Annotated in this window: 23 protein-coding genes; 14 read left to right on the plus strand and 9 right to left on the minus strand. The window is 39.1% G+C overall.

Annotated features, from left to right (window positions below; genetic code table 11):
• Positions 1 to 407 precede the first annotated feature (407 nt).
• The gene (locus AZE41_RS07055; RefSeq protein ID WP_067207314.1) at positions 408 to 779 is read right to left on the minus strand and encodes a winged helix-turn-helix transcriptional regulator; all 372 of its coding nucleotides are present in this window, start codon (positions 777 to 779) and stop codon (positions 408 to 410) included.
• 216 nt (positions 780 to 995) lie between these two features.
• Between AZE41_RS07055 and AZE41_RS07060 the strand changes: the two genes are divergently transcribed.
• The 5 genes from AZE41_RS07060 (at position 996) to AZE41_RS07080 (ending at position 6,093) form a co-directional block, all read left to right on the plus strand.
• Positions 996 to 2,171 (plus strand): MFS transporter, encoded by a 1,176-nt coding sequence (locus tag AZE41_RS07060; protein ID WP_418064803.1) that lies wholly within the window; start codon positions 996 to 998, stop codon positions 2,169 to 2,171.
• Between the two features lie 65 nt (positions 2,172 to 2,236).
• Complete coding sequence (locus AZE41_RS07065; RefSeq protein WP_067207316.1) at positions 2,237 to 3,076, plus strand: aldo/keto reductase; 840 nt, start codon at positions 2,237 to 2,239, stop codon at positions 3,074 to 3,076.
• A gap of 109 nt (positions 3,077 to 3,185) precedes the next feature.
• Positions 3,186 to 3,761: a TetR/AcrR family transcriptional regulator gene (locus AZE41_RS07070; RefSeq protein WP_067213885.1), complete on the plus strand. Its 576-nt coding sequence runs from the start codon at positions 3,186 to 3,188 to the stop codon at positions 3,759 to 3,761.
• 32 nt (positions 3,762 to 3,793) lie between these two features.
• Positions 3,794 to 5,032, plus strand: a complete 1,239-nt coding sequence (gene fabF / locus AZE41_RS07075; protein ID WP_067207319.1) for a beta-ketoacyl-ACP synthase II — start codon at positions 3,794 to 3,796, stop codon at positions 5,030 to 5,032.
• 695 nt (positions 5,033 to 5,727) lie between these two features.
• Entirely contained in the window at positions 5,728 to 6,093 is a 366-nt protein-coding gene (locus AZE41_RS07080) for a glyoxalase superfamily protein (RefSeq protein WP_067207322.1), read from the plus strand.
• Positions 6,094 to 6,133: 40 nt separating this feature from the next.
• On the opposite strand, the gene AZE41_RS07085 is transcribed toward AZE41_RS07080, so the two are convergent.
• Positions 6,134 to 7,987 carry an LTA synthase family protein gene (locus AZE41_RS07085; RefSeq protein WP_082786516.1) on the minus strand — a complete coding sequence of 618 codons (1,854 nt, stop codon included), beginning with the start codon at positions 7,985 to 7,987 and terminating at the stop codon, positions 6,134 to 6,136.
• Between the two features lie 442 nt (positions 7,988 to 8,429).
• Between AZE41_RS07085 and AZE41_RS07090 the strand changes: the two genes are divergently transcribed.
• Complete coding sequence (locus tag AZE41_RS07090) at positions 8,430 to 8,819, plus strand: stage II sporulation protein P (RefSeq protein ID WP_231885824.1); 390 nt, start codon at positions 8,430 to 8,432, stop codon at positions 8,817 to 8,819.
• A 417-nt stretch (positions 8,820 to 9,236) separates the two neighbouring features.
• On the opposite strand, the gene AZE41_RS07095 is transcribed toward AZE41_RS07090, so the two are convergent.
• Positions 9,237 to 9,665 (minus strand): MarR family winged helix-turn-helix transcriptional regulator, encoded by a 429-nt coding sequence (locus AZE41_RS07095; RefSeq protein ID WP_067207326.1) that lies wholly within the window; start codon positions 9,663 to 9,665, stop codon positions 9,237 to 9,239.
• A gap of 120 nt (positions 9,666 to 9,785) precedes the next feature.
• Between AZE41_RS07095 and AZE41_RS07100 the strand changes: the two genes are divergently transcribed.
• On the plus strand, positions 9,786 to 10,373 hold the full coding sequence (locus AZE41_RS07100; RefSeq protein ID WP_067207329.1) for an NAD(P)H-dependent oxidoreductase: 588 nt from the start codon (positions 9,786 to 9,788) through the stop codon (positions 10,371 to 10,373).
• A 119-nt stretch (positions 10,374 to 10,492) separates the two neighbouring features.
• Here the strand turns inward: AZE41_RS07100 and AZE41_RS07105 are convergent, their stop codons facing one another.
• Positions 10,493 to 12,088, minus strand: a complete 1,596-nt coding sequence (locus tag AZE41_RS07105) for a catalase (protein WP_067207332.1) — start codon at positions 12,086 to 12,088, stop codon at positions 10,493 to 10,495.
• Positions 12,089 to 12,299: 211 nt separating this feature from the next.
• Between AZE41_RS07105 and AZE41_RS07110 the strand changes: the two genes are divergently transcribed.
• Entirely contained in the window at positions 12,300 to 12,887 is a 588-nt protein-coding gene (locus tag AZE41_RS07110; protein WP_067207335.1) for a YitT family protein, read from the plus strand.
• A gap of 224 nt (positions 12,888 to 13,111) precedes the next feature.
• Here the strand turns inward: AZE41_RS07110 and AZE41_RS07115 are convergent, their stop codons facing one another.
• From AZE41_RS07115 to AZE41_RS07135, 5 genes are all read right to left on the minus strand, one after another.
• Positions 13,112 to 13,486 (minus strand): hypothetical protein, encoded by a 375-nt coding sequence (locus AZE41_RS07115; RefSeq protein WP_067207337.1) that lies wholly within the window; start codon positions 13,484 to 13,486, stop codon positions 13,112 to 13,114.
• 196 nt (positions 13,487 to 13,682) lie between these two features.
• Positions 13,683 to 14,597 carry a ketopantoate reductase family protein gene (locus tag AZE41_RS07120; protein ID WP_067207340.1) on the minus strand — a complete coding sequence of 305 codons (915 nt, stop codon included), beginning with the start codon at positions 14,595 to 14,597 and terminating at the stop codon, positions 13,683 to 13,685.
• A gap of 123 nt (positions 14,598 to 14,720) precedes the next feature.
• Entirely contained in the window at positions 14,721 to 15,638 is a 918-nt protein-coding gene (locus AZE41_RS07125) for a DsbA family protein (protein ID WP_067207343.1), read from the minus strand.
• Between the two features lie 17 nt (positions 15,639 to 15,655).
• Positions 15,656 to 15,988, minus strand: a complete 333-nt coding sequence (locus AZE41_RS07130; protein ID WP_067207347.1) for a winged helix-turn-helix transcriptional regulator — start codon at positions 15,986 to 15,988, stop codon at positions 15,656 to 15,658.
• Positions 15,989 to 16,106: 118 nt separating this feature from the next.
• Entirely contained in the window at positions 16,107 to 16,676 is a 570-nt protein-coding gene (locus tag AZE41_RS07135) for a nitroreductase family protein (RefSeq protein WP_067207350.1), read from the minus strand.
• 164 nt (positions 16,677 to 16,840) lie between these two features.
• Here AZE41_RS07135 and AZE41_RS07140 point away from each other — a divergent pair, with 164 nt between their 5' ends.
• The 6 genes from AZE41_RS07140 to AZE41_RS07165 all read left to right on the plus strand — a co-directional run bounded on the left by AZE41_RS07140 (position 16,841) and on the right by AZE41_RS07165 (position 23,272).
• Positions 16,841 to 18,061: an MFS transporter gene (locus tag AZE41_RS07140; protein ID WP_067207351.1), complete on the plus strand. Its 1,221-nt coding sequence runs from the start codon at positions 16,841 to 16,843 to the stop codon at positions 18,059 to 18,061.
• Positions 18,062 to 18,070: 9 nt separating this feature from the next.
• Entirely contained in the window at positions 18,071 to 18,541 is a 471-nt protein-coding gene (locus AZE41_RS07145; RefSeq protein WP_067207354.1) for a DinB family protein, read from the plus strand.
• A gap of 97 nt (positions 18,542 to 18,638) precedes the next feature.
• Positions 18,639 to 19,814: an MFS transporter gene (locus AZE41_RS07150; RefSeq protein WP_067207357.1), complete on the plus strand. Its 1,176-nt coding sequence runs from the start codon at positions 18,639 to 18,641 to the stop codon at positions 19,812 to 19,814.
• Between the two features lie 118 nt (positions 19,815 to 19,932).
• Positions 19,933 to 20,343, plus strand: a complete 411-nt coding sequence (locus AZE41_RS07155; RefSeq protein WP_067207359.1) for a MarR family winged helix-turn-helix transcriptional regulator — start codon at positions 19,933 to 19,935, stop codon at positions 20,341 to 20,343.
• Positions 20,336 to 21,520, plus strand: coding sequence for an MFS transporter (locus AZE41_RS07160; protein ID WP_335339521.1), 1,185 nt, complete (start codon positions 20,336 to 20,338; stop codon positions 21,518 to 21,520). Before AZE41_RS07155 ends, AZE41_RS07160 begins: the two co-directional genes overlap by 8 nt.
• 150 nt (positions 21,521 to 21,670) lie before the next feature.
• Positions 21,671 to 23,272, plus strand: coding sequence for a BCCT family transporter (locus tag AZE41_RS07165; RefSeq protein WP_067207366.1), 1,602 nt, complete (start codon positions 21,671 to 21,673; stop codon positions 23,270 to 23,272).
• Positions 23,273 to 23,278 lie beyond the last annotated feature (6 nt).

The raw sequence follows: 23,278 nt of genomic DNA on the forward strand, positions 1-23,278 counted from the left end.
ATTACTAGTTATCGGGCCAATAATTGATGGATTTTGACATCCTGCCAGTGAAATATGTAATCACGTCGATAAAGTTGTTCCGCAAGCGGGCGCGATTGTTATGTAAGTGTTTCTGTTCTTATTCAACTAACAGGTAATTTAGTGTATCAATAGTAATATATTTCTTATTCAGCTAACGGGGCGGTGGCAGCAGTTAGTTTAATTAACAAATTATATGAAATGCAGTAAAGAACTTTACTCTTTCATAATGATGGTTCGGCTTGTATAAGGTGAAGTAAGCAAAAACACCTCTCACAAACAATTGTGAGAGGTGCTCTTTTCTGCATAAAGAGGTAGACACCAGTGCTTCTTTAAAATCCGCTTTGATTTCCCCTGTTAAGGGACCTACGCTCAATTAATATGGATTATCACTTTAGTTTATCGTTTAAAATGCCCTCTTCTAGGACGGAAAACTTATCTCCATATACTTTCATAATATGTACGTTCCCCCAAGCGCATAGCGAATCTAATATACTCTCCAAGCTTAAACCGTATTCACTCAATTCATATTCTACTTTCGGTGGAACCTGGTTGTAAGCAATCCGGTTAATTACGCCATCTGCTTCTAGCTCACGTAATTGTTGCGTGAGCATTTTTTGTGTGATATCTGGCATAAGACGTTTCAATTCACTTGTACGTTTTTTACCATGTGTCAGATGGCATAGAATGACACATTTCCATTTTCCACCGATCACTTCTAATGTCGCTTCAACGGATATATTATACTTCTTTTTTGTCATGCTCATCCTCCTTACTAATGGGTACTTTAAAGTACCTATATAACTTTTTGGTACCTATAGTACTTAAAAGTGCGTACTTTTCTTTTTAATCCCTGTGACTCATACTAACATTTGCAGATGAATTGTACGAGGTATTCATTGTGGTCTTTGTAAATTCAATCATACAACAAAGGAAAAGAAAGGATGAAAAAAGTGACTTTAGATAAAAAGAGAAGTATGTTTGCACTTCTTGCATTAGCTGTCAGTGCATTTGCAATCGGAACAACAGAATTTATTAGTGTTGGGCTTTTGCCTCTGATTTCCCAAGACTTAGATATATCGGTGACGACTGCAGGACTAACTGTTTCCCTGTACGCGTTAGGTGTAATGATAGGTGCTCCAATTTTAACATCGCTCACTTCAAGAATGCCACGGAAAACATTGTTATTATGGATTATGATAGTCTTTATCATAGGAAACGGGATTGCGGCGGGTGCAACAAGTGTTACGGTTTTGCTTATGGCCCGTGTCATTTCAGCGTTTGCACATGGTGTGTTTATGTCAATTGGGTCGACAATCGCTGCTGATTTAGTTCCAGAGAATCGCAGAGCAAGTGCGATTTCAATCATGTTTACAGGACTTACGGTTGCTACTATTACAGGAGTTCCATTTGGGACATTTATTGGACAACAGTTTGGTTGGCGCTTTGCCTTTGTGGCAATCGTAGTGATAGGGATTATAGGGTTTATTGCGAATAGTATTCTTGTTCCATCCGATTTACGTCAAAGTACTCCGACAACGATTCGAGATCAAGTTAAACTCATAACAAATAGTCGGATATTGCTAGTATTGACCATTACAGCACTGGGATACGGAGGAACATTTGTTGTATTCACGTACTTATCTCCGTTGCTTCAGACGATAACAGGATTTAAACAAGGAACCATCGTGATCATCTTACTTGTTTACGGAATTGCGATTGCAATTGGTAATATGATTGGTGGGAAGCTGTCAAATAAAAACCCGATTGGCTCGCTGTTCTATATGTTTATTGCGCAAGCGATTGTGCTTTTCATATTAACATTTACGGCACCATTTAAGGTCGTGGGTTTAGTAACAATTCTTTTCATGGGATTGTTTGCATTCATGAACGTTTCAGGACTTCAAGTGTATGTCGTCATGTTAGCTGAACGTTTTGTCCCAAGTGCAGTAGATGTTGCTTCCGCTATGAACATAGCTGCATTTAATGCGGGGATCGCGATGGGGGCCTACGTAGGTGGAGTGGTTACTGATTCGATTGGGCTCATTCATACGGCTTGGATCGGGGGGGCAATGGTACTGATTGCAGCCATACTAACAGGCGTCAGTCGGGCGCTAGAAAGAAAAGATCAGCAAAGGATTAATCTATCCTAAAGGGGGTGATTGGAACCGTATAATCCGCAAGACAACATTAATTAAAAAATAGGAGGACATAAATAATGAAAAACTTACAATCGACAACAATGTTGCATAACGGTGTGAAAATGCCTTGGCTTGGCCTTGGTGTATTTAAAGTGGAAGAGGGTCAAGAATTAATAAATGCGGTGAAAACTGCGATTACACATGGCTATCGCAGTGTCGATACTGCGGCGATTTACGGCAATGAAATTGGCGTAGGACAAGGTATTCGTGAGGCAGTTAAAGAAACAGGTATTGCGCGAGAAGATTTATTTATCACATCAAAAGTTTGGAATTCAGAGTTGGGCTACGCATCAACAATTGCAGCTTATGAAGAGAGCTTAACGAAACTAGGTTTAGACTATTTAGATCTATACCTTATTCATTGGCCAGTGGCAGGAAAATATAAAGAGGCATGGAGAGCGCTAGAAACACTTTATAAAGAAGGACGGGTTAAAGCAATTGGCGTAAGTAATTTCCAAATTCATCATCTTGAGGATTTGATGAAGGATGCAGAAATTAAACCAATGGTGAACCAAGTGGAGTACCATCCACGTTTGACGCAGAAAGAATTGAGTGATTTTTGCCGAAAACAGGATATTCAATTGGAAGCATGGTCTCCACTCATGGCAGGACAATTACTCGACAACACAGATCTTCAGGAAATCGCCGATAAATATGGTAAATCAATTGCCCAAGTTATTTTACGCTGGGATCTACAAAATGGCGTTATTACAATTCCGAAATCCACGAAAGAACATCGTATTGCTGAAAATTCAACAGTTTTTGATTTTGAATTAACAGCGGATGATATGAAACGGATTGATAGTTTGAATCAGAATCACCGAGTGGGTCCAGATCCGGATAACTTTGATTTTTAAATAAACTAAACCCCTATCTTAACCTAGATAGGGGCTTTTCATTTTGTAATATATGGTGTAAGAACCAGAGTCAATTGACACTTACCTATTAGTAAGTTAGTATTTGGTTATGGAAAATAGAAAATCACAAATCATTGAGCTAGCACTTAGAAATATTCGAGAAAAGGGCTATTTGTCTTTTAGTTATGACGACTTGGCTAAGGAACTTGGTGTAACGAAAGCAAGCATTCATTATCACTTCATGAAGAAAGAGGATTTAGGTCTAGCCGTTTGTACAAAGTTAAAAGAAGGTCTGGAAAAATCTTATTTGAACATTGATCAAGCTCAAATAAACAGTGAAGATAAACCGTGGGAGTTTATTTCAAGAAGAGCTAATCAGATTGGTAACAATGAAGTTTGCCCGATATCATCTTTACAAGCAGACTATAACTTTTTACCGATCGCTATGCAAGAGAGTGTACAACAATTGAGTCAAATGGAGATAGACTATTTAAAAAAGCTTCTTGATGTTTTAAAGGAAGAAGGAAAACTAACACATGATACAGGGGCATTAGCCGCTCTTCTAATATCGAGTATTAAAGGTGCGCTACAATATAGACGTGTAGTAGGAGAATATTTGTATTCAATAGTAATTGATCAATTAAAACTGCTTGTAAATGGAAATGATGGAGTTAGGAATATGTGAATACATGACGATTTTATGGGAGGTATTAGTATATGGAACGTCGAGTTGTTGTAACGGGATATGGAGTCGTATCGCCACTAGGAAATGATGTAGATACGTTTTGGAATCATATTAAAGAAGGTAAATCTGGGATTGGAAAAATTGAGGACGATGAATTCAAAGAAATTAACACACAGATTGCTGGGCGTATCAAGGACTTTCCAGCGGAAGAATACTTTGATAAAAAAGAATTGGGGAAATATGATTTGTTTGCGCAGTACGCTTATGCAGCGGCAAAACAAGCGTTAGACCAATCAGCACTCAATTCGGACATCGTTAATAAGGAGCGAATAGGCGTTTACGTTGGATCTGGAATTGGTGGAATTGACACTGTACTCGAAAATCATAAACATTTACTAGAAAGAGGCGTAAGAAAGGTCTCTCCATTTATGGCACCAATGATGATTAGTAATATGGCGGCAGGTATTATAGCTATTAAATATGGTTTTAAAGGTCCGAGCTTTTCGCCAGTTTCTGCCTGTGCAACAGGTAACCACGCAATAGGTGAAGCATACTTGAATATTTTACATGGTTATTCCGATGCTATCGTAGCGGGGGGAGCAGAAGCTTCAATAAATCCATTATCTTTTGCTGGTTTCTCAAGAATGAGAGCCATGTCTACTTTAAATGATTCACCTGAAAAGGCGAGCCGCCCTTTCGATCGTGAGCGTGATGGCTTTGTTATGTCGGAAGGCGCAGGAATTTTAGTACTTGAAGAGTATGAACATGCTAAAAAACGGGGAGCAACCATCCTGGGCGAAATCGTGGGTTACGGTTCAACAACAGACGCCTATCATATTACATCCCCGGATTTTGATGGAGCAGCAAGAGCGATGAAATTAGCTTTAGGAATGGCACGACTTAATCCGACTGATATTGATTACATTAATGCGCATGGAACGAGCACACCAGAGGGCGATAAATCAGAAACGAAAGCCATTAAAGCTACTTTTGGTTCTCATGCCTATCAGTTAAAGGTAAGCTCAACCAAATCGATGACAGGACATCTATTTGGTGCGGCAGGTGGGGTTGAAGCAATCATAACGCTTAAAAGTATACTGGAAGATATTGCACCACCTACTATCAATTACGAAAATCCAGATGAAGAATGCGACTTGAATTATGTTCCAAATGAAGCTGTGAAAATGGAGATAAACTATGCGATTTCAAATGGCTTTGGTTTTGGCGGGCATAATGCAGTACTTGCTTTTAAGAAATTTATCCCGCATTAACGGGCAGTAAGACTCCGACATCGAGTCTTTAAGGACACGAGAAGAATCAGAACCCCCTCTGATTGAAGATTAACTTTATAAAGTAACTAAATACATGTGGAGCTCCGTCCGATTGTCAGACGGAGCTCCATTTATATTGAAGCAGTCTATATATGTTGAATTAAAGAATCCTATTGAATCTGACGTTGCGCTCAAAATAAGAGAGTATTAATTCGGGGTGTGGATTGTAGAACGCTTGGCGCTTTGGGGATGCCTTTGCCGCGCCTGCGCTAGGGTGTTCATGATTGAGAGAAATGTGATTTTGAGATGTATATGCTGTGATTATAATGTGATTACTTTTTGCTACTACTTATATTCAAGAAAGACGTGCCCCGGCTTGCAGATTTCATCGTAGATAATGAAAAGCTCTTTCTCACATAGACCATCCAGCGCAGGCGCGACTTCGTGATAGCCGGAGCGATAAGACTAAGGAGGGATGCAGTTCAATCCCTCCCAAGGGGTCTTCTTTCTGGCTTATCGCGGGAGGCATCCACAAAGCGTCGAAGCGATATTAGTGGGAATTCTAAACCATTCCAAGTACTAATGCTTTTTCAGTGGCCTCCCAAAAGCCCTTGTAAAGCGCATACGCCGTATTCATTTGTTCAACATATATAGTAATATTAAATGACTTTATGGATTAGCGAGGAGTGTATTGTATGAATGGTAAACGTGTCACACCGATTCTCCGTATATTCGATGAGAAGAAAGCAAAAGAATTTTATGTTGACTATTTAGGATTTTTATTAGATTGGGAACATCGATATGAGGATAATTTGCCGTTGTATATGCAGGTTTCAAACGGAAATTGTATCATTCATCTATCAGAGCATTACGGGGATTGTAGTCCGGGGGCTGCCATTCGGATAGAGATTGAAGATATCGAAAGCTTCTATGCAGTGCTTCACTCGAAAGAATATAACTTCGCACGTCCACGCCTTGAAACAACTCCATGGCAAACGAAGGAACTGACAGTTATTGATCCATTTAGCAATCGCATTGTTTTCTTTGAGGATGGAGAATGAAAAAACGGGTTATCTTTCGTTAAAGATAACCCGTTTTCTATTATTTTCGATTGCTATACGATTTTAAGATTTGATCGGATTGTTGCATGATTTGTAAGGCGTTGTCGATGGATTGTTGTGTTTTATTTGTCCGAGATTTCTCTTTCATGGTTTCCAAGTTGTAGAGGATAGCAGGTAATTTAGCGCTTGGTGCGACATACAATGTGTCATCGTTTATAAAGGAGCTGCCTGGCAGGTGGTAACGCATGCCAAGTAAATTGTTTTCGTAATGAAATAAATCGTGACCTATCATCTGTGCATCATGTTCTATTCCGAGTAAATTTAATAATGTAGGCATCAGATCAATTTGACCGCCTAAGTGGCTAATCGTTTCCCCGGAGAAAAGTCCGCCTCCTGTAAAAATGACCGGCACGATAAAACGATCTTGTAGGTTATAAGGATGGTCGAGTAGATCTAAAAGAATAGCCTCATCGTCTTTCGTGACAGGAGCCCCGTGAACACCCGAATGATCCCCGTAGACTAGAATCAACGAATTATCATATAAGCCCGCCTCTTTTAATGTATCAATGAATACTCCGATTTGCTCATCTGTATAGCGGACTGATTGAAGATAATTGCCGACATATGTGTTGTCATAACTATCCGGTAATACTAGATGTTGAAGATCTTCAGGCATTTCAAATGGTGTATGGCTTGTCAGTGTAATGATGTTTGAATATATTTTTTCGTGTTTCTTAAATTGTATGGGCAGTTGTTTAGCAGCAAAATCGAACAGTACTTCATCCGCTGGTCCAAATCCTATTTCTTGTTCTGCTGGAATTTCTTTGTTGGTATAAACGTAGTCAAAACCGAGTGCTGGATATAGTTTTTCACGATTCCAATAGGTAATGTCATCGGCATGATAAGTGGCTGTACCATAGCCATTCCTTTGTAAAGTTCGAGGTAGAGAAGGGACTGGCTTTCCATTAATGACATTGACAGTCGGATCCATACCTTCAGGGTAAATGGACGTGTGCATAAGCCACTCGGCGTCAGAAGTGTTGCCCGCCCCGATTTGTTGGTATACGTTATCGAAATATGTACTATCTTTCAATAAGGCATTTAAATAGGGTGTAATTTCTTGTCCGTTCACTTTTCTATTGATCACAAAGCCTTGTAATGACTCGACCTGAATGACGAATACATGACGATCCTTAGCAATACCGTAGGAATTATGCTTATTTGCGGGAACGTAGTCATTCCCTTTGAGTTTCTCCACGTCTTGTTCTGATAAATTAACATCAGAAGCTAGCGCGATACCGAAGCTCCGCGTGAAAACTTGCACCGCTTGCGATTGTAAATAGCCATTCTCTTTTGCAAAATAAGAAACGTCAATAAGTGGTTGCCTAAAAGCTAGTAGTGTTGTAATAAGACCAATACTTCCAAATAGAATCGCTAATTGTCTAGTTACTTTAGCTGAAGATTTTATTTTTTTGGCATTATAGTAATATGCAATTGGAAGGATAAGTAGTAGGTCCAGGAAAAAGAGGAAATCATAGGGCTTGCTTAGAAGACCGACTGTTCCTCCTACAGAATTCGATTGATAAAGTTGCTGTAAGTCATAATAGGATGGAATTGTTGAAAAGTAACGCGTGTAGTAAATAATGGCGATAAATAATACAGACAATATCGTATTGAATACGAAGATGCCGGTCCATGTCCGTTTCTTTACGAAGAGAACGATGAGTGAAAGTAAGAATGCCCATAGTGGAAATTCAATGAGTGCAATATGGAAGACAGATTTGTTATGAAAAACGACGACACGAAATGCGATCACTTTTAAGAAAAGTAAGGTCAAAATCAGGGTGGTTGGATGTAGTAGAATAGGCTTAACTTTTTTGATGAACAATTTCATATTGAGTACCCCCAAATAGAACTTTCTATTAATATAGTGTAACAAAGATATTTTTTGATGTGAAATAAAAAGAAGGAAATAGATGGAACTTCTTTGTAATTAAAGAAGTAAATGAAAATAGACTTGAAAGGGGATGCCGAAGCCCTAAGTTTAGACAGTGCTAAAGTGGATTTGACGTTTTTCATTTCATTAAATATAGTGAAACCCTTCATCGAAATTGTTTGATAAATTCACTTTAAACGCTGGAATGTATTTCTATCATGTATCTTAATCTCTATTAACAGATCATTTTTAGCTATCTAACATAGAAATACACTCTACTCGTTAAAGGAGAAAATCAACACTAGTAGTTGGAGGAACTTTTCAAAAAAACATGTAACCTTTTCGGTAGCTTAAACGAATAATGGTTGTATGACAAAATGAGAGGGGATATATTTGCTTGATGCAGAAAACTTGGAAGACAGAATCATTGAGATTTGTAAAGGTGGTATTTGATATTCACAGGGATTCCATAGCAAGAAAAGATAGCACCTTCATCGCTAATGGAAAAGAATATGCAAAGGTGGCGTTAATAGTGTCTCGAACAAGCAAGAATTACGATGAAAATGTGGATTTCGCAGAACTACTACACGCTAAAATTGAGCAAAAATACCCTGGAATTTCGAGAGAGGTAATAGTTAAGAAAGGTAAGGCACAAAGTACTTACAATCAGGATCTCATTGGTGAGTCAGTATTAATGAATATAGGCGGGATAGACAATACATTGGAAGAAGAATATAGAGCAGCGGATATTTTAGCGACAATCATTAAAGAAATAATTGAAACGAATTAATCTGTTACTTAAACACGGATGATCTATGATATATATCGAAATCTGCCAAGTTTTAATATGAAAAATTCATCTTGTATACCACGTCTGTTGAATTTCTTTCGTCCCAAAAGCTTTAGTACTTCGTGTACTTGTGCCTTTGGAGGGCGACGGATGAACGACCACCATGCGCATCCTATAGATCAAGATATCTCGGTACTGATATAGGAGTCATTCAATCCAAATCGATCTAAAAGCAACCGTACTCGGGACGCCTAGTGTTTGATTAAGTTGTTTTTTGGTTTACTTTGGTTATCAACACGTGTGCTTGTATACTATTAAAAAACGATCCCCCAATTTTATGCCAGGTGAATCGTTTTGTTTTATCCATTATTTGTTCTCCCATTACCTCTGAGAGGATTAAACCGTAGTTCATGTCTATTAATAAAATAGTTTTTTTTGAAGAATATCTAATGCTTGGTTAATAGCATCTAAATCTTCATTCGAAGCATTTTGTATTCGATCTAGGAAACGAAATTCTACACATGCAAAAGACTCGTTCATCATGGTTTCCCCATCTTCTGAGAGGCGAATATATTGTTTTCGTCGATCTTCGGTATCACTTGATTTTTCGATTAGATTTTTTTCGCTTAATTTTTTCAGTTCACGGCTCGTGTTTGGCATAGATATATGCTGACAATCACTGATTTCACTAGGAGTAACAGGTTGACTAACGGCTATATACTCAAGAATATTATATTGAACTGGTGTGACGGAATCTGATTTGGTATTTTTGGTTAATTCGTGTGTCACGCGATGAACAGAAGTTGTAAATGATACACATTTATAAAAAAGAGCTTTTTTGTCCATAATTCTCACCTCTTACTCACAAGATATCAAAAACATTGTCCTAATACAATTATCATTTGACAACAAAAAGAAGAGAGTGCTATTATTTACTTATCATATGATAAGTAAAAGGGGTGCGTTATGAAAACGCTAGTTATATACACATATCCTAATCACAAAAGTTTAAATTATGCATTTTTACAAAAAATTATCAAAGGAAGTAATGAAAATCCGAACATAAAGGAGTTACAGGTATTAGATTTATATGAAGAAAAATTTGATCCACTCCTAGTGTTTAGTGAACATAAACGAAGACGTGATATGTATCGTGATCCTCGCATTGAAAAATATAGAACACAAATTACTTGGGCTGATAAGATTGTCTTTGTCTATCCAATCTGGTGGGGAAGACCTCCAGCAATGCTTATGGGATACATTGATCAATTATTTTCTGCGAATTTTGCTTACAGGGATAAGAAGGGACTACTACCAGAAGGACTTTTGAAAGGAAAGTCAGTTGTATGTGTATCGACTATGAAGGGCCCTACAAAATATCCACTTCTCTGGTTGAATAATGCACATAAAATATTGATGAAAAAAGCGCTGTTTAGTTTTGTAGGAATCAAAAGAGTGAAGTTTTTTGAATTTGGTAATATGGAAAGTTTAAAAGGAAAACAAACAAAAAAATTAGAGAAAATTTATCTTTATTTTAAAAGAGTAGATCGGTAAGAAAAGTATTTCGATACTTTTAAAATGTAGATACACGATAAGCAAAGCTTACTAATTCAAGTTCAGTAGAATAAAACAGCTCACTCAGATGGATTTACTCCATTGAGTGAGCTGTTTTATTAATATGGATCGGCGTCATGACCTTTCGCCACTGCTTCATCAGGGGCTTTATCGCCATCTCTATTTCCGAGGGGCTTCTGACTCGATCCTTTTGTTGAGGCTTGTGCCAAGCCTTCTCGTAAACGACGTCCGTATTCTTCATCCGCCTCATCCGCAAGAGCTATCATTATAACTTGAATACGTGGGTCACAATTTGAAAGGTCTGACACCAAGTTTGAAATTAAATCTGCTCGTTCCCATTCTTCAAAATTGCGATACGTGTCTCCGGCTTGTTTTGTATTGCTTTGTCGGTCAATGGACTCTCGCACAAGTTTACCTTCAATATAAGGAGTGTATTCTATTCCGTCTTGTTCAGCCTCTTTTAAACCGCCTAAGATCGATGGCTCGTAGTTAATATGAGGATTCTGACCCGGAGCTCTGTCAAGTTTATATTGCATCTGTCCGCCACTCTGATTCGTTGCTACCCGTTTTTTGGGGGAATTGATGGGTAGCTGTAAATAGTTGGCGCCAACGCGATGACGCTGCGTATCGGAATAGGAGAAAGTCCGTCCTTGAAGCATTTTATCATCAGAGAAATCAAGACCATCGACAAGCACACCTGTACCGAATGCTACTTGTTCAACTTCAGTGAAGTAATCTTCAGGGTTTTTGTTTAAGGTCATCTTTCCGACAGGTAACCATGGGAACAGATCTTCAGGCCATAATTTCGTATCATCGAGCGGGTCGAAATCGAGTTCTGGATGTTCGTCGTCACTCATAATTTGGACAAGCAACTCCCATTCAGGATAATCACCTTCTTTGATCGCGTCATGTAAATCTTGTGTCGCATGATTAAAACTTGTCCCTTGGATTTCACTTGCTTGTTGTTGGGTTAAGTTTTTAATACCTTGTTTCGGTTCCCAATGATACTTGACAAGTACTGCAACGCCTTCTTGGTTCACCCATTTATACGTATTGACACCGGAGCCTTGCATCATGCGGTAATTGGCAGGGATGCCCCAGGGCGAATAAACAAATGTCACCATATGGAACGATTCGGGAGAGCTGGCGCAAAAGTCGAAAAAGCGTTCGCCGTCTTGAATATTCGTAATCGGATCTGGTTTAAAAGCATGAATCATATCGGGGAACTTGATTGCATCACGGATAAAGAATATTTTTAAATTATTTCCAACGAGATCCCAGTTACCGTCCTCTGTATAAAATTTCACAGCAAATCCACGAGGGTCACGAAGTGTTTCAGGCGAGTGTCCACCATGAATAACGGATGAAAAGCGGACGAATACAGGCGTCTGTTTGCCTTTTACCTGAAAAAGTTTTGCGCGTGTATACTTGGAAACGGGTTCGTCACCAGCTGTTCCATAGGCTTCGAAATAGCCATGCGCGCCTGCACCACGTGCATGGACAACACGTTCAGGAATACGTTCTCTGTCGAAGTGGCTGATTTTTTCTAGAAAATCATAGTTTTCTAAAACAGCAGGACCTCGATTGCCGACTGTTCTTAGATTCTGGTTGTTTGTAACAGGATGTCCCTGTCTATTCGTCAATGTATCTTCTTGTTCTTCATTCAATTTGTTATTGAATAGATCGTCTGACAATTGATAACCTCCTCTTTAATATGATGAAACGTGTGCATAGTAAATCGTAGGACAATACGTTTTGAACAGGGATCTCATCCACACTCTGCTCAATTAAGAAGGATTTAATTCCTGTTTACGTTTTTTACTATAACGAATTGTCGTAACTGAGTGAAGAAATGCTTGAGACAGGCATATACATCTATAAAGTATTTGAAATAGGTGGGGTCCTGTGTACATTTTACAAAAGGCGCTAACGCTATTTATCGGAAGTTTATTAGTCGCGATCGGTGTAAATTTATTTCTTGTTCCATTTGGGTTGTTGGATGGTGGTGCGATTGGTATCAGTCTAATTATCCATTATGCGATGGGTGTCAAAGTGGGGCTTACATTTCTTATCGTAAGCATCCCAATCTTTATGCTTGCTTGGAAGTATTACCGTTCTTTTTTTTACAACGGAATCCATGGCATGTTGCTTTCATCCCTAATCATGGATTTATTATATCCATTGAATATGATCGGAAGGGAATTGGTAACTAGTCCTCTAATAAGTGCAATATGTGGAGGGATATTTATCGGTGTTGGGGTGGGTATCATGCTTCGCCTTGATATTAGTATTGGGGGAACCGATTTACTAGCACAAATGATTGCAAGGAAACTGTCCATTAATCCAGGTGTTATGATCTTTTGCATTGATATATTGATTGTCACAATGGGAAGCTTATTAATACCTTCTGTTCATCTAGTCTTGTCGTTTACGACAGTGATTATGGTTGGTATTACAACAAGTCTGATTGTATTAAAATCCGCAAATGCATAGAAAAGGGCAATGAAAATACGTATTCTTCATTGTGATTAAAGAGAAGACAGAAACAAGACCAAGTGTACATTTCACTCGGTCTTGTTTCTGTCAGCATTCCTTTAGAAAGTCTTCGGTTTTGTGTAAATTGTTCTCAGTAGTAGGACTGGGGTTTCAATCTTAAGCACGTGTTGTAATAAGAATCCATTTCAAACTCCGTATCACTTTTTATTAATATACTTCTGTTACGTTTCTTCTTTAACTCCGATATTATTGAACGCATTGTGAACATCAATTGAATTTGTCACAATGACCGCTAATACGATGGCAGTCTTACTTAAGTTTATTATTAAAGTGATTTTCTCAGCAGTACTGTCGTAGATTTCCACCATATACGGTACAAATTCAGGAGTGAACAAATTAGGATTAAATACAATAGATAAAAGGAGAGCAATCCATAGAAGATTAACAAAGAAATTTCCGGCCGCGAGCTTGGTAGTCCATTGTGAATCACTGGATTTATAAACTGATAGCGACAATTCAAACGTAACTAAAACTAATAGGAGAGGAAAATAATAAAGTAAAGTATCTCCATTCAAAGCAAACATGAAAGTATTCAATCCCTTCCGCCCTTGTATGTGTATATTAAAGTGTTGCCAAATTGTCGGTGGAAAATAAGTCCGGCGGATATGTTTTTCAAAGCAATCCAGAAATAATCGATATGTATGTGAATGATTTGACCACAGTTTAGAGTTGAATAACGAAAGGGGACATACAAAACAAGACCGGGTTTCCATTCACCCGGTCTTGTTTCTGTCATTTTTCTTTTTCGTAAATCTTTAACTTCGTATAAATCGTTTCCAGTATCGGGGTTGGGACGTCATGTGTATTCGCGTGTTGCAATAATAAACCATGCAGATGATCGGATTCTAGCGGAAGGGATTTTTCTATATCTCGCTGCATCGAGGATTTCATAAGGTATGGCATATCACTAATTTTGGTATACAGTTCTTGCGTGATAGTATCATGTATCGGTGCATTGATTTTCTTCATAATTGCGCCGAGTTCTTCCAACAGTGAAGCAACAGTATTCCGCCCGGTTTCCAACTCCATAATTGGTCCTATGGGTGACTCCATCAGTGATGTAATACCGGATAGTGCAGTGATGAACAAATATTTATGCCACATTTCCTGATTGATTTGCTCACTTAGCACACATGAAGCGTTGGCCCCTTCAAAAGCAGCTTTCAGTTTTTCCATACGAGGTGTGATCTCCCCAGATCTTTCGCCGTAAATAAGCTGATGGATCGGACTTTTTTGTAATATGGTTCCATGTTCGTCAAGTGTCGTTTCGATGAAGCAAAGACCACCGATGACGGCATCTTCTCCGAAAGCTTTGATTAGTTGTTCGAGATGCCCGACGCCATTCAAGAGGGGGAGAATAATCGTGTCCTCTTTTACAAATGGACGTATATCATTGATTGCTTGGGTAAGGTGATAGGACTTTGTAGAAATGAGGATCAAATCGAATTTATCCCCAATATCCTTTGATGTAATCATTCGCGGGGCGAGCTTAGCATTCCCGTTGACACTTTCAATTTTTAAGCCAGATTTTTCAAGCATTTCTTTGCGCTTTGCTCGTACAAGGAAAGTAACGTTCTCTCCTTTTTCCAAGAGCCTACCTCCAAAGTATCCGCCAATTGCTCCTGCTCCGACGATTAATATGTTCATATCATAATCCTCCTTATATCTGTATGATAAATTCTATTCTACAGTAGTCTGGGTTATTAGAATCATTGAATGACGTGTAATGAAAAACGATGGCATGCCGGACAGGATATGCCATCGTATACATTAACCGATGATCGAAATATATTTTTCGCCAAGAACTTCCTTCGTTTTATAATCGGTATTGACCAATTGATCACTTACGAATGCTTTAACATCTTGTTCTTTAATTGCATAAAATTCTTCGATTTCACGTGAGAACAACAGTTTTTCTTGTTGGATAAGTGATTGCAAACTTGATTGTTGTTTTGGTTGCAAAATTTCCCCGGGCAGCATTTGTTGAAGTGCCTCCGTGTATTGTTCAAGTGCTCGTGCACCGACAATCTTGACGCCTTTTTTCTCTTCATTCAACATGACGATAGTTGGGAATCCACGGACGCCTAGTTGACGAACGAGTTGAAAGTCTTCTTGCAATGACGTTTCAGCTTCCGGCAGTTTCGATTGTTTGACGATTTCTACTCCACTAAGGCCAACTTTATTGACAAGATCGATTAATATGTCATCTTGCGCAATGTTTTGATTGAAAGCGAAGAGGGCTTCGCGTGCGCGGCGTAAAAATATATTGGCGATTTCGGGACTTTGCTTATGAATCACTTTAAATACACGAGAAGGAATGAAGGAAGATTCGATCGGATTATCATGCCAAAGAGTCCCGTCAATCGGCATACGAGAATGCTCACCGACTTCTCTCCAATGCTCGGCGACATCGGCAGGACCATTGATGCCATTTGCAGTGTCTGCAAAGCCGTTCCAGTTTTCCAATAATCCACCCATCAATGTATGCATGTTGACGTATTGGCCATATTGCGCCTCAAATTTTCGGAGAACGGGTTCCAGTGCCCAACAATGGGAACAAATTGGATCCGTTACGTAATATAAGTCGACCTTCTTTTTAGGTGTAGAGAGATCGATGAATTGCATTTTTGTTTCTCCACCAGGTCCGCATACGCCGGTTTCTAAATCGCATATCATATTGTTTTTCATTCTAATTCCTCATTTCTTTATTTTGTAATTGTCAGTTCCAAATCGATATTTTCTTGTGCCCACTTATGGACAGGTTGGAGGGCAATTGCTAACTGCTGTCCTTTGTCGGATAGATGATATGAAATGGTGACGGGGGTGCCTTCTGTTACTACTTTCACAACCAAGCCATAATTGGCGAGTTCAGTTAGCTTTAATGATAAGGACCGTGGGGTAATATCATTCAAATCACGTTTCATATCAGAAAAGTGTGCCGTAAAGTTTGGGCAATTCGATAAGTAATGGACGATGAGACCATTCCAACGCCTGCCTAATATTTCAAAGCACGATTCCAAATAAGGACAAACCTTCATAAGTATCACCTCTTCTTTCGATAACTTTATTATATGCAGGTATACTAAGTATATCAAGTATAAAAATTATATTAACTAAAACACGCTCATCAAAGTAAATTTGATGAGCGTGTTTTAGTTAATTAATCCAAGTTGTGAACTCTTTAAAATCGGTCCTTTTAAACGGTTTCGGTTCAATTTCAGGATATCCTAGGTAGATAAATGCAACAATCTCACCTTTAGTAGATAGTCCGAAAAAATCACTTACTTTTGGATGGTAACAGATTGCACCTGTTCGCCAGATTGCACCAAGACCGAGTGCATGTGCGGTTAATAGCATATTTTGGACACTGGTACTGACAGTGGCATACTCTTCTTTCAAAATAACATTTTCTTTTTCACTTGGCTCCACTCCGACCGCGATGATGACAGGTGCACGCAGCGGATTCCGTTCACTTCGTTCAATTTTTACGATACTACTTTCCGAAAGAGGATCTTCCTGTTGAGAAATCGTTATCTCACGAAGCACTTTACCTAATTTCATTCTGCCATCGCCTTGAAGTACATAGAAACGCCAAGGTTCGGTTTTATGATGATTCGGCGCATAAGTTCCCGCCTCAATAATTTGTTCAATAAGATTTGCTGGTACAGCTTGATCACTGACTAGCGGAATAGTTCTCCGTGTCTTAATCGCGTCGTGTATATTCAAAAAGATCGCCTCTTTCTATCCATACTAAATAGCTACTTAATAAGTATATCGACATGAGTAGATAAAAACATTGTTTTCGCTATATTAAACATTCAAGTGTTCGGAAAATGCGATATACTTGGTCTATTAAGTTACTACTGTCAGGGAAAGAGTGTGAGAATCAAATGACCACAGTAAAAGAATCATCTGCATTAGGAAATCCTGTTTATCCAATTATGTTTGCAATTGGTGCTTGCCATTTGTTAAACGATACGCTTCAAGCTGTGATTCCAGCAATGTTTCCTGTTCTTGTAAAAGAGAGGGGGTTTAGCTTTACCCAACTTGGATTCATTTTTTTTGCTTTGAATATGGTGGCATCAGTCTTACAACCGGTCATCGGGTATATAAGTGACCGGAAGCCAAAACCTTATGCGCTTCCATTCGGAATGATGTTTTCGCTAATTGGAATAGGGGGGCTCGCTTTTGCTCCAACCTACTGGTTATTAATCGTTTCCGTCATGTTACTTGGATTTGGTTCCGCCGTTTTTCACCCTGAAGGATCACGAGTCTCTTTTATGGCTGCAGGATCGAAGCGTGGACTTTCCCAATCCATCTATCAAGTGGGTGGAAACTCGGGACAGGCACTTGCACCGTTGATTGGTGCGTTCATATTAGTTCCGTATGGTCAAAAATCAGCAGCGTTATTTTTGCTTGTTGCAGCACTTGGTATTTTTATATTGATGAAAATATCTGCCTGGTATAAAAAGCAGTTGGAACAGGAGAAGTTAAACAATCGTAAGAAAGTCCTTCTCTCATCGATTGGTAACTTAACGAAAAAGAAAATAGGGATAGCACTTGGTTTACTTCTTGTCATCATCTTCGCCCGTTCATTTTACGTTACGAATATTACAAGTTTTTTCATATTTCATTTGATGGATAAATATGAGGTATCAGATAAAGAAGGATTACTCTATATATTCCTGTTTTTGGCACTTGGGGCAGTCGGCACATTTTTTGGCGGACCGATGGCAGACAAGCTTGGAAGAAAAAATGTCATTGTACTTTCGCTCGCAGTGCCGATACCGTTATGCTTAATACTTCCATATGTTCCATTATGGGCTGTGGCAGTGTTACTGATGTTAATTGGTTTTTTCATTATGCTAAGCTTTTCGGTGACAGTTGTTTATGCACAAGAGCTAGTACCAAGCAAAATTGGAACGATGGCAGGGCTGACTGTTGGACTGGCATTTGGTATGGGAGCAATTGGTTCGGTTATCATCGGAATAATGATGGATAGTATTGGTATTCATCCTACGATGATCATTGTTTCATTCCTCCCTATTATTGGACTTGTAGGGTTGGCGCTACCGCGCGATCAAAAATTAACAGCAGAAACTGCGGATTAAGGGGACAAAATGAACAATTATTGTAGATATGCGTTGCATCAAATAAGGGTTGCGATTGATTCCCTTGTTGAACTAGTAGATTGCTTAGAAGAGCATGACTTACAACAAAGACCAACAGCTGCAAAACATTCCGTTGGTGAGTTATTAGAGCATATTGCCACAATATGTAGAGCGGATTTTTATATTGCTGATGGTGCAAACCAAGAAGAAATGGCTACAATTTATTCAACAGTTTCATTGATTTCAAAAGAGGAAATTAAAGAGGCATTATTGAGTAATTATACTTTTTTACAAGAGAGATTTATGGAGTTTAATGAAGAAGAGTTGCACATGGAAATAACTTCTTATTGGGGGGTGACCTATTCCCGGTATGAGTGGCTAGTAGAAACAACAGTCCACCTATACCATCATAGAGGGCAATTGCATTCAATACTTGTTCATTGTTATGGTTTGGACTTAAATGCTCAGCTATTTGAATAATTGTATGGTGAAAATAAATAGTTTTTTGAGTTGGCTTTTACATTCAATCCATATTATAATATGGAGTCGGCTTAAATTTGAAAGTAGGTTGTAAAAATTGTCCAAAGACCAAAGAAAGAAAATGCTAATATTAATGATTAATATGTTTATTGCAGTAGGAAGTTTCGGAATTATAATACCTATATTACCGGCCTATCTTTTGTCAATTGGCCAAGGTGGGACGGCAGCGGGCTTGATGATTGCCATATTTGCGGGAGCACAGCTTGTAATGTCACCAATTGCAGGGAAATGGACGGATCGCTATGGACGTAGAATAATGATTATTTCAGGACTTAGCGGTTTGGCCCTGTCCATGTTCGTTTTTTACTTTTCAGATTCGATAGGTGTGTTATATCTATCCCGTGTTATTGGCGGCGTTGGAGCAGCGTTATTAATCCCAGCGATTTTTGCTTACGTGGCAGATATCACAACAATGGATCAGCGTGCCAAAGGTAACAGTTTCATTTCTGCTTCGATGTCACTTGGGATTGTTATTGGTCCTGGAATCGGAGGATTTTTAGCTGATTTTGGTTTGAAAATGCCACTGCTTATATCTGCGATAGTAGGACTCGCAGCCGTTGCTTTTTCAGCATTCATGTTGGAAGAAAGCATGGATACGAAAATCGAAGTGCCTAATGAAAAACCTGAGCCAATGGTAAAAGAAATTGCACAGTCATTTAACAAACCGTACTTTATCCCTTTAGTTATCACGCTTGTCATGAGCTTTGGGTTAATGGCATATGAATCAGTTCTCGGCCTTTTTGTAGATAATGTGTTCGGAGCCACTCCGAAAGATATTGCTGTATTAGTAACTTCAACAGGTATCATCAGTGTAATCATCCAACTATTTGCTGTTGATTGGATTGTTCGCAAATTTGGTGAAGCAGTCGTGTTGAACATTTTCCTTGCTCTTGCGGCACTTGGATTTTTGCTGTCCATCTTTGTGCCGAGTTATATTATGTTTTTCGGTGTTACGATGATTATTTTCCTCTCGACTTCTATACTGAGGCCTGTACTGACGACACTCATATCTAAGTTGGCGGGGAATGAGCAAGGATTTGCGATGGGAATGAACAATGCATATATGAGCATTGGAAACGTCCTTGGACCACTTCTTGCTGGGCTTCTGTTTGACGTGCATATTTTGTATCCATTTATTTTGGGACTAATCGTTCTTGTAATTACAATATTTGTCTCTATGAAATGGAAAGGTCCACGAAACATCTCAATGTGATAAAACAGGCAATCCCCATAGGAGGGATTGCCTGTTTTATTGAGTTCTGTTTCTTTACAAGTTTCGAATTCCGAAGTATAATATAATAGTTACCTAAGTAAATAAAGGAGTTGAAGATATGAATCCATTATTCCATGAAGTATTTCAAAAGACACGATTATTAAGTAAAGAATTAAATCTAGTGCTTAAAGAATATGATCTGTTCGCATCACAATGGACAGTGCTTTACTGTGTTCATCAACATGAGGAAATGATATTAACAAATATATGGAAGTATTTGAATGTGGAAGCTCCAACGATAACACGAACTGTGAGTCGATTGGAGGAATTAGGATGGCTGAAGACATACGTAGGGAAGGATCGTAGGGAAAAGGTAGTCCGCCTTTCGGAAGAAGCTGTAGCCAAGTTTCCTATGATTGAGGCCTCGATTATTCATTTTGAAAATGAATTTTTAAAAGGTTTGTCAAATGAAGAACAGGTAATACTAAGAGGATTATTGAAAAAGCTCGACAATGAAAGAAGTGAGTAATTTGGAAAAAAAAGAACCTATTTGGACAAAACCATTCGTCAGTTTGTTTTTTACTAATATATCTGTATTTATCGTATTTTATGGCCTTGTAACTACTCTGCCGCTTTATGCAATCGGGGTGTTGAACCGAACAGATGAAGAGGCGGGATTACTGATGACAGTATTTTTACTTTCCGCAATTGTTGTCAGACCGTTTACAGGGAAAATTTTAGATATTGCAGGAAAACGAAAAATGTTATGGATTGGTCTTGCCCTCTATTTGATATGTACAGTCCTTTATTATTTTATCCAACCGTTTGCGGGACTTTTAGTGTTGCGTTTTGTACAGGGGATCTGGTTTAGTATTATTACGACGGCGACACTTTCAATTGCGGCAGATATTGTGCCGATCACGCGAAGAGGAGCAGGCCTAGGCTATTTTTCGATGTCGACAAATTTAGCTGTTGTTCTCGGTCCATTAATTGCGCTGGCTGTCATTCAATCCTATTCATTCGATGTATTGTTTGTCGTGCTGAGTATATTAATGATTGTCGGCGTGTTAACATCTCTATCTGCACCAGCCGGCGTTATTCCAGTGAAAAATGATGTGAAAAGCAAATTGTCATTTGGCGACCTGTTTGAAAAACGGGCAGTGCCAGTGGCATTCCTTGGAAGTTTGATAGCATTGTCTTATGCGAGTGTCTTATCGTACCTATCCATTTATGCACAGGAAAAAGGACTCCTAGCATTGGCGAGTTCCTTCTTCCTCGTGTTTGCGGCAGTTATGCTATTAACTCGCCCGTTTACTGGTAGGCTCTTCGATGAAAAGGGGCCCCAATATGTAATAATACCCGGGTTTATATTTTTTGCCATCGGTCTTGTCCTTTTGGCAAACATGGATTCTGCAATATCCTTTTTAATTGCGGGGGCTTTTGTTGGATTTGGTTACGGTGCACTTGTTCCGAGCTTCCAGACACTTGCAGTACAATCAACAAAACATGAGAGAAGTGGATATGCGACCGCTACATTCTTCACGTTTTTTGATTCGGGCCTTGCGATAGGGTCGTTTGTACTTGGGCTAATTGCTCTCCATTTCGGATATGAATCCGTTTACTTGGTGTCGGGTGCACTTGCGTTTGCTGTCCTTATCCTTTATATGGTTATCCATCGGAAAAAGAAACATGAATCCTTAACATAGGGATTCATGTTTTTTTGTTTGCTGCAAATCGTGATAAACAAGGGAAGGGCACTTATTACTTTTTAAAAAATTTAAGTGTTCATTTGCGATTTAATTGGAAGTAGTTTAGGGTATATAGTTATTAACTAATTTAATAGGGGTCGGTTTTCTTTGGATAGGAAGTTTTGGAGAAATCCGGTATTCTCAATTTCAGCAACAGTTATCTTGTTTCTTGTAGTTGCGGGGGCGGTATTACCGGAAAAGTTTGGAAATGTAGCAGATAAATTATACGACTTTACAACAGTGAATTTTGGCTGGTTCTACTTGCTGGTTGTTTTCATCATAGTGATATTTTTAGCTGGTCTGGCGATCAGTAAGTATGGAGCAATCAGGATTGGCGGCGATGAAGAACGGCCGGATTATCCGTTTTTCACATGGATTGGGATGTTATTTTCGGCTGGTTTCGGAGTAGGGCTCGTTTTTTGGGGTGTAGCGGAACCGATGAGCCACTATTTCATTTCACCGATTGGAGGCATAGAACCGCATTCAGAACAAGCGGCACGGGTTGCAATGGGTTACTCATTTTTCCACTGGGGTATTTCTCAATGGGCTATCTTCGGTATTGTTGGCTTGGTTATCGGGTTTTTACAATTTCGAAAGAAAAAAGATGGTCTCATTTCCACAGCTTTGGAGCCGTTGCTAGGATCGAATAAAAAGTTGAAGATAGGTATTGATTCTTTTGCAGTCATTGCTACAGTCATGGGGATTGCCACTTCGCTTGGGCTCGGTATTTTGCAGATGGCTGGTGGTCTGGAATCTGTATTTAACATTAAAAGTACATTCAGCATACAGTTAATTATTATAATTATCGTTTTTATTTGCTACATGCTGTCGGCAGCTTCAGGGTTGAATAAAGGAATCCGTTATTTAGGGAACTTTAACTTAGGAATGGCAATAGCGATGCTTGTGTTCTTTTTCATCGTGGGTCCAAAGGTATTCATCCTTGAAACCTTTACACTGGCAATCGGTGATTACATAACGAATTTCATTCAATACAGTTTGCGTTTACAGCCTTATCAAGGTGGGACATGGGTCCGGGATTGGACGATATTCTATTGGGCGTGGACAATCGCATGGTCGCCTTTTGTTGGGGCGTTCGTTGCACGTGTATCCAAAGGTAGAACGATTCGAGAATTCATCATCGGGGTAATGGTCATTCCGCCGGTGTTTGCATGCATGTGGATTGCAACATTGGGCGGGACAGCACTTTATAGTGATTTGAACAACGGTACAAAGATAGCGGAAGCTGTTAACGCTGATGTCACTTCTGCAATTTTCGAGACGTTTAGACATATGCCATTCACTGGACTCATGTCCGCTTTGGCAATCTTATTGATTTTTACATTCTTGGTGACATCTGCGGATTCGGCAACGTACATCCTGGCGAGTATGACAACGAAGGGGAGTTTGATGCCACCCTTGATTGTGAAAATGGTTTGGGGAATCCTAATGTCAGCGATAGCGGCAGTGCTGTTATATGCCGGCGGGTTGGATGCATTGCAATCTGCTTCACTTATTGCTGCATTGCCTTTCACGGTTCTTCTCCTTTTACTTGTAATCGGAATGGGCAAATTGTTGAAGAAAGAACCAATTACGGTCAGACCGGCCGACATAAGAAGTTTTGAGAGGATCGAACGTGCAGTGAAGAAGAAAGCTGAGAAGGAAAAATCAATTATGCCTTCATCCAAAAGAAGGAATCAGCAGAAGAAGTGAATTAAA

This window comes from Sporosarcina psychrophila, assembly GCF_001590685.1.
GTDB classification, from domain to species: domain Bacteria; phylum Bacillota; class Bacilli; order Bacillales_A; family Planococcaceae; genus Sporosarcina; species Sporosarcina psychrophila.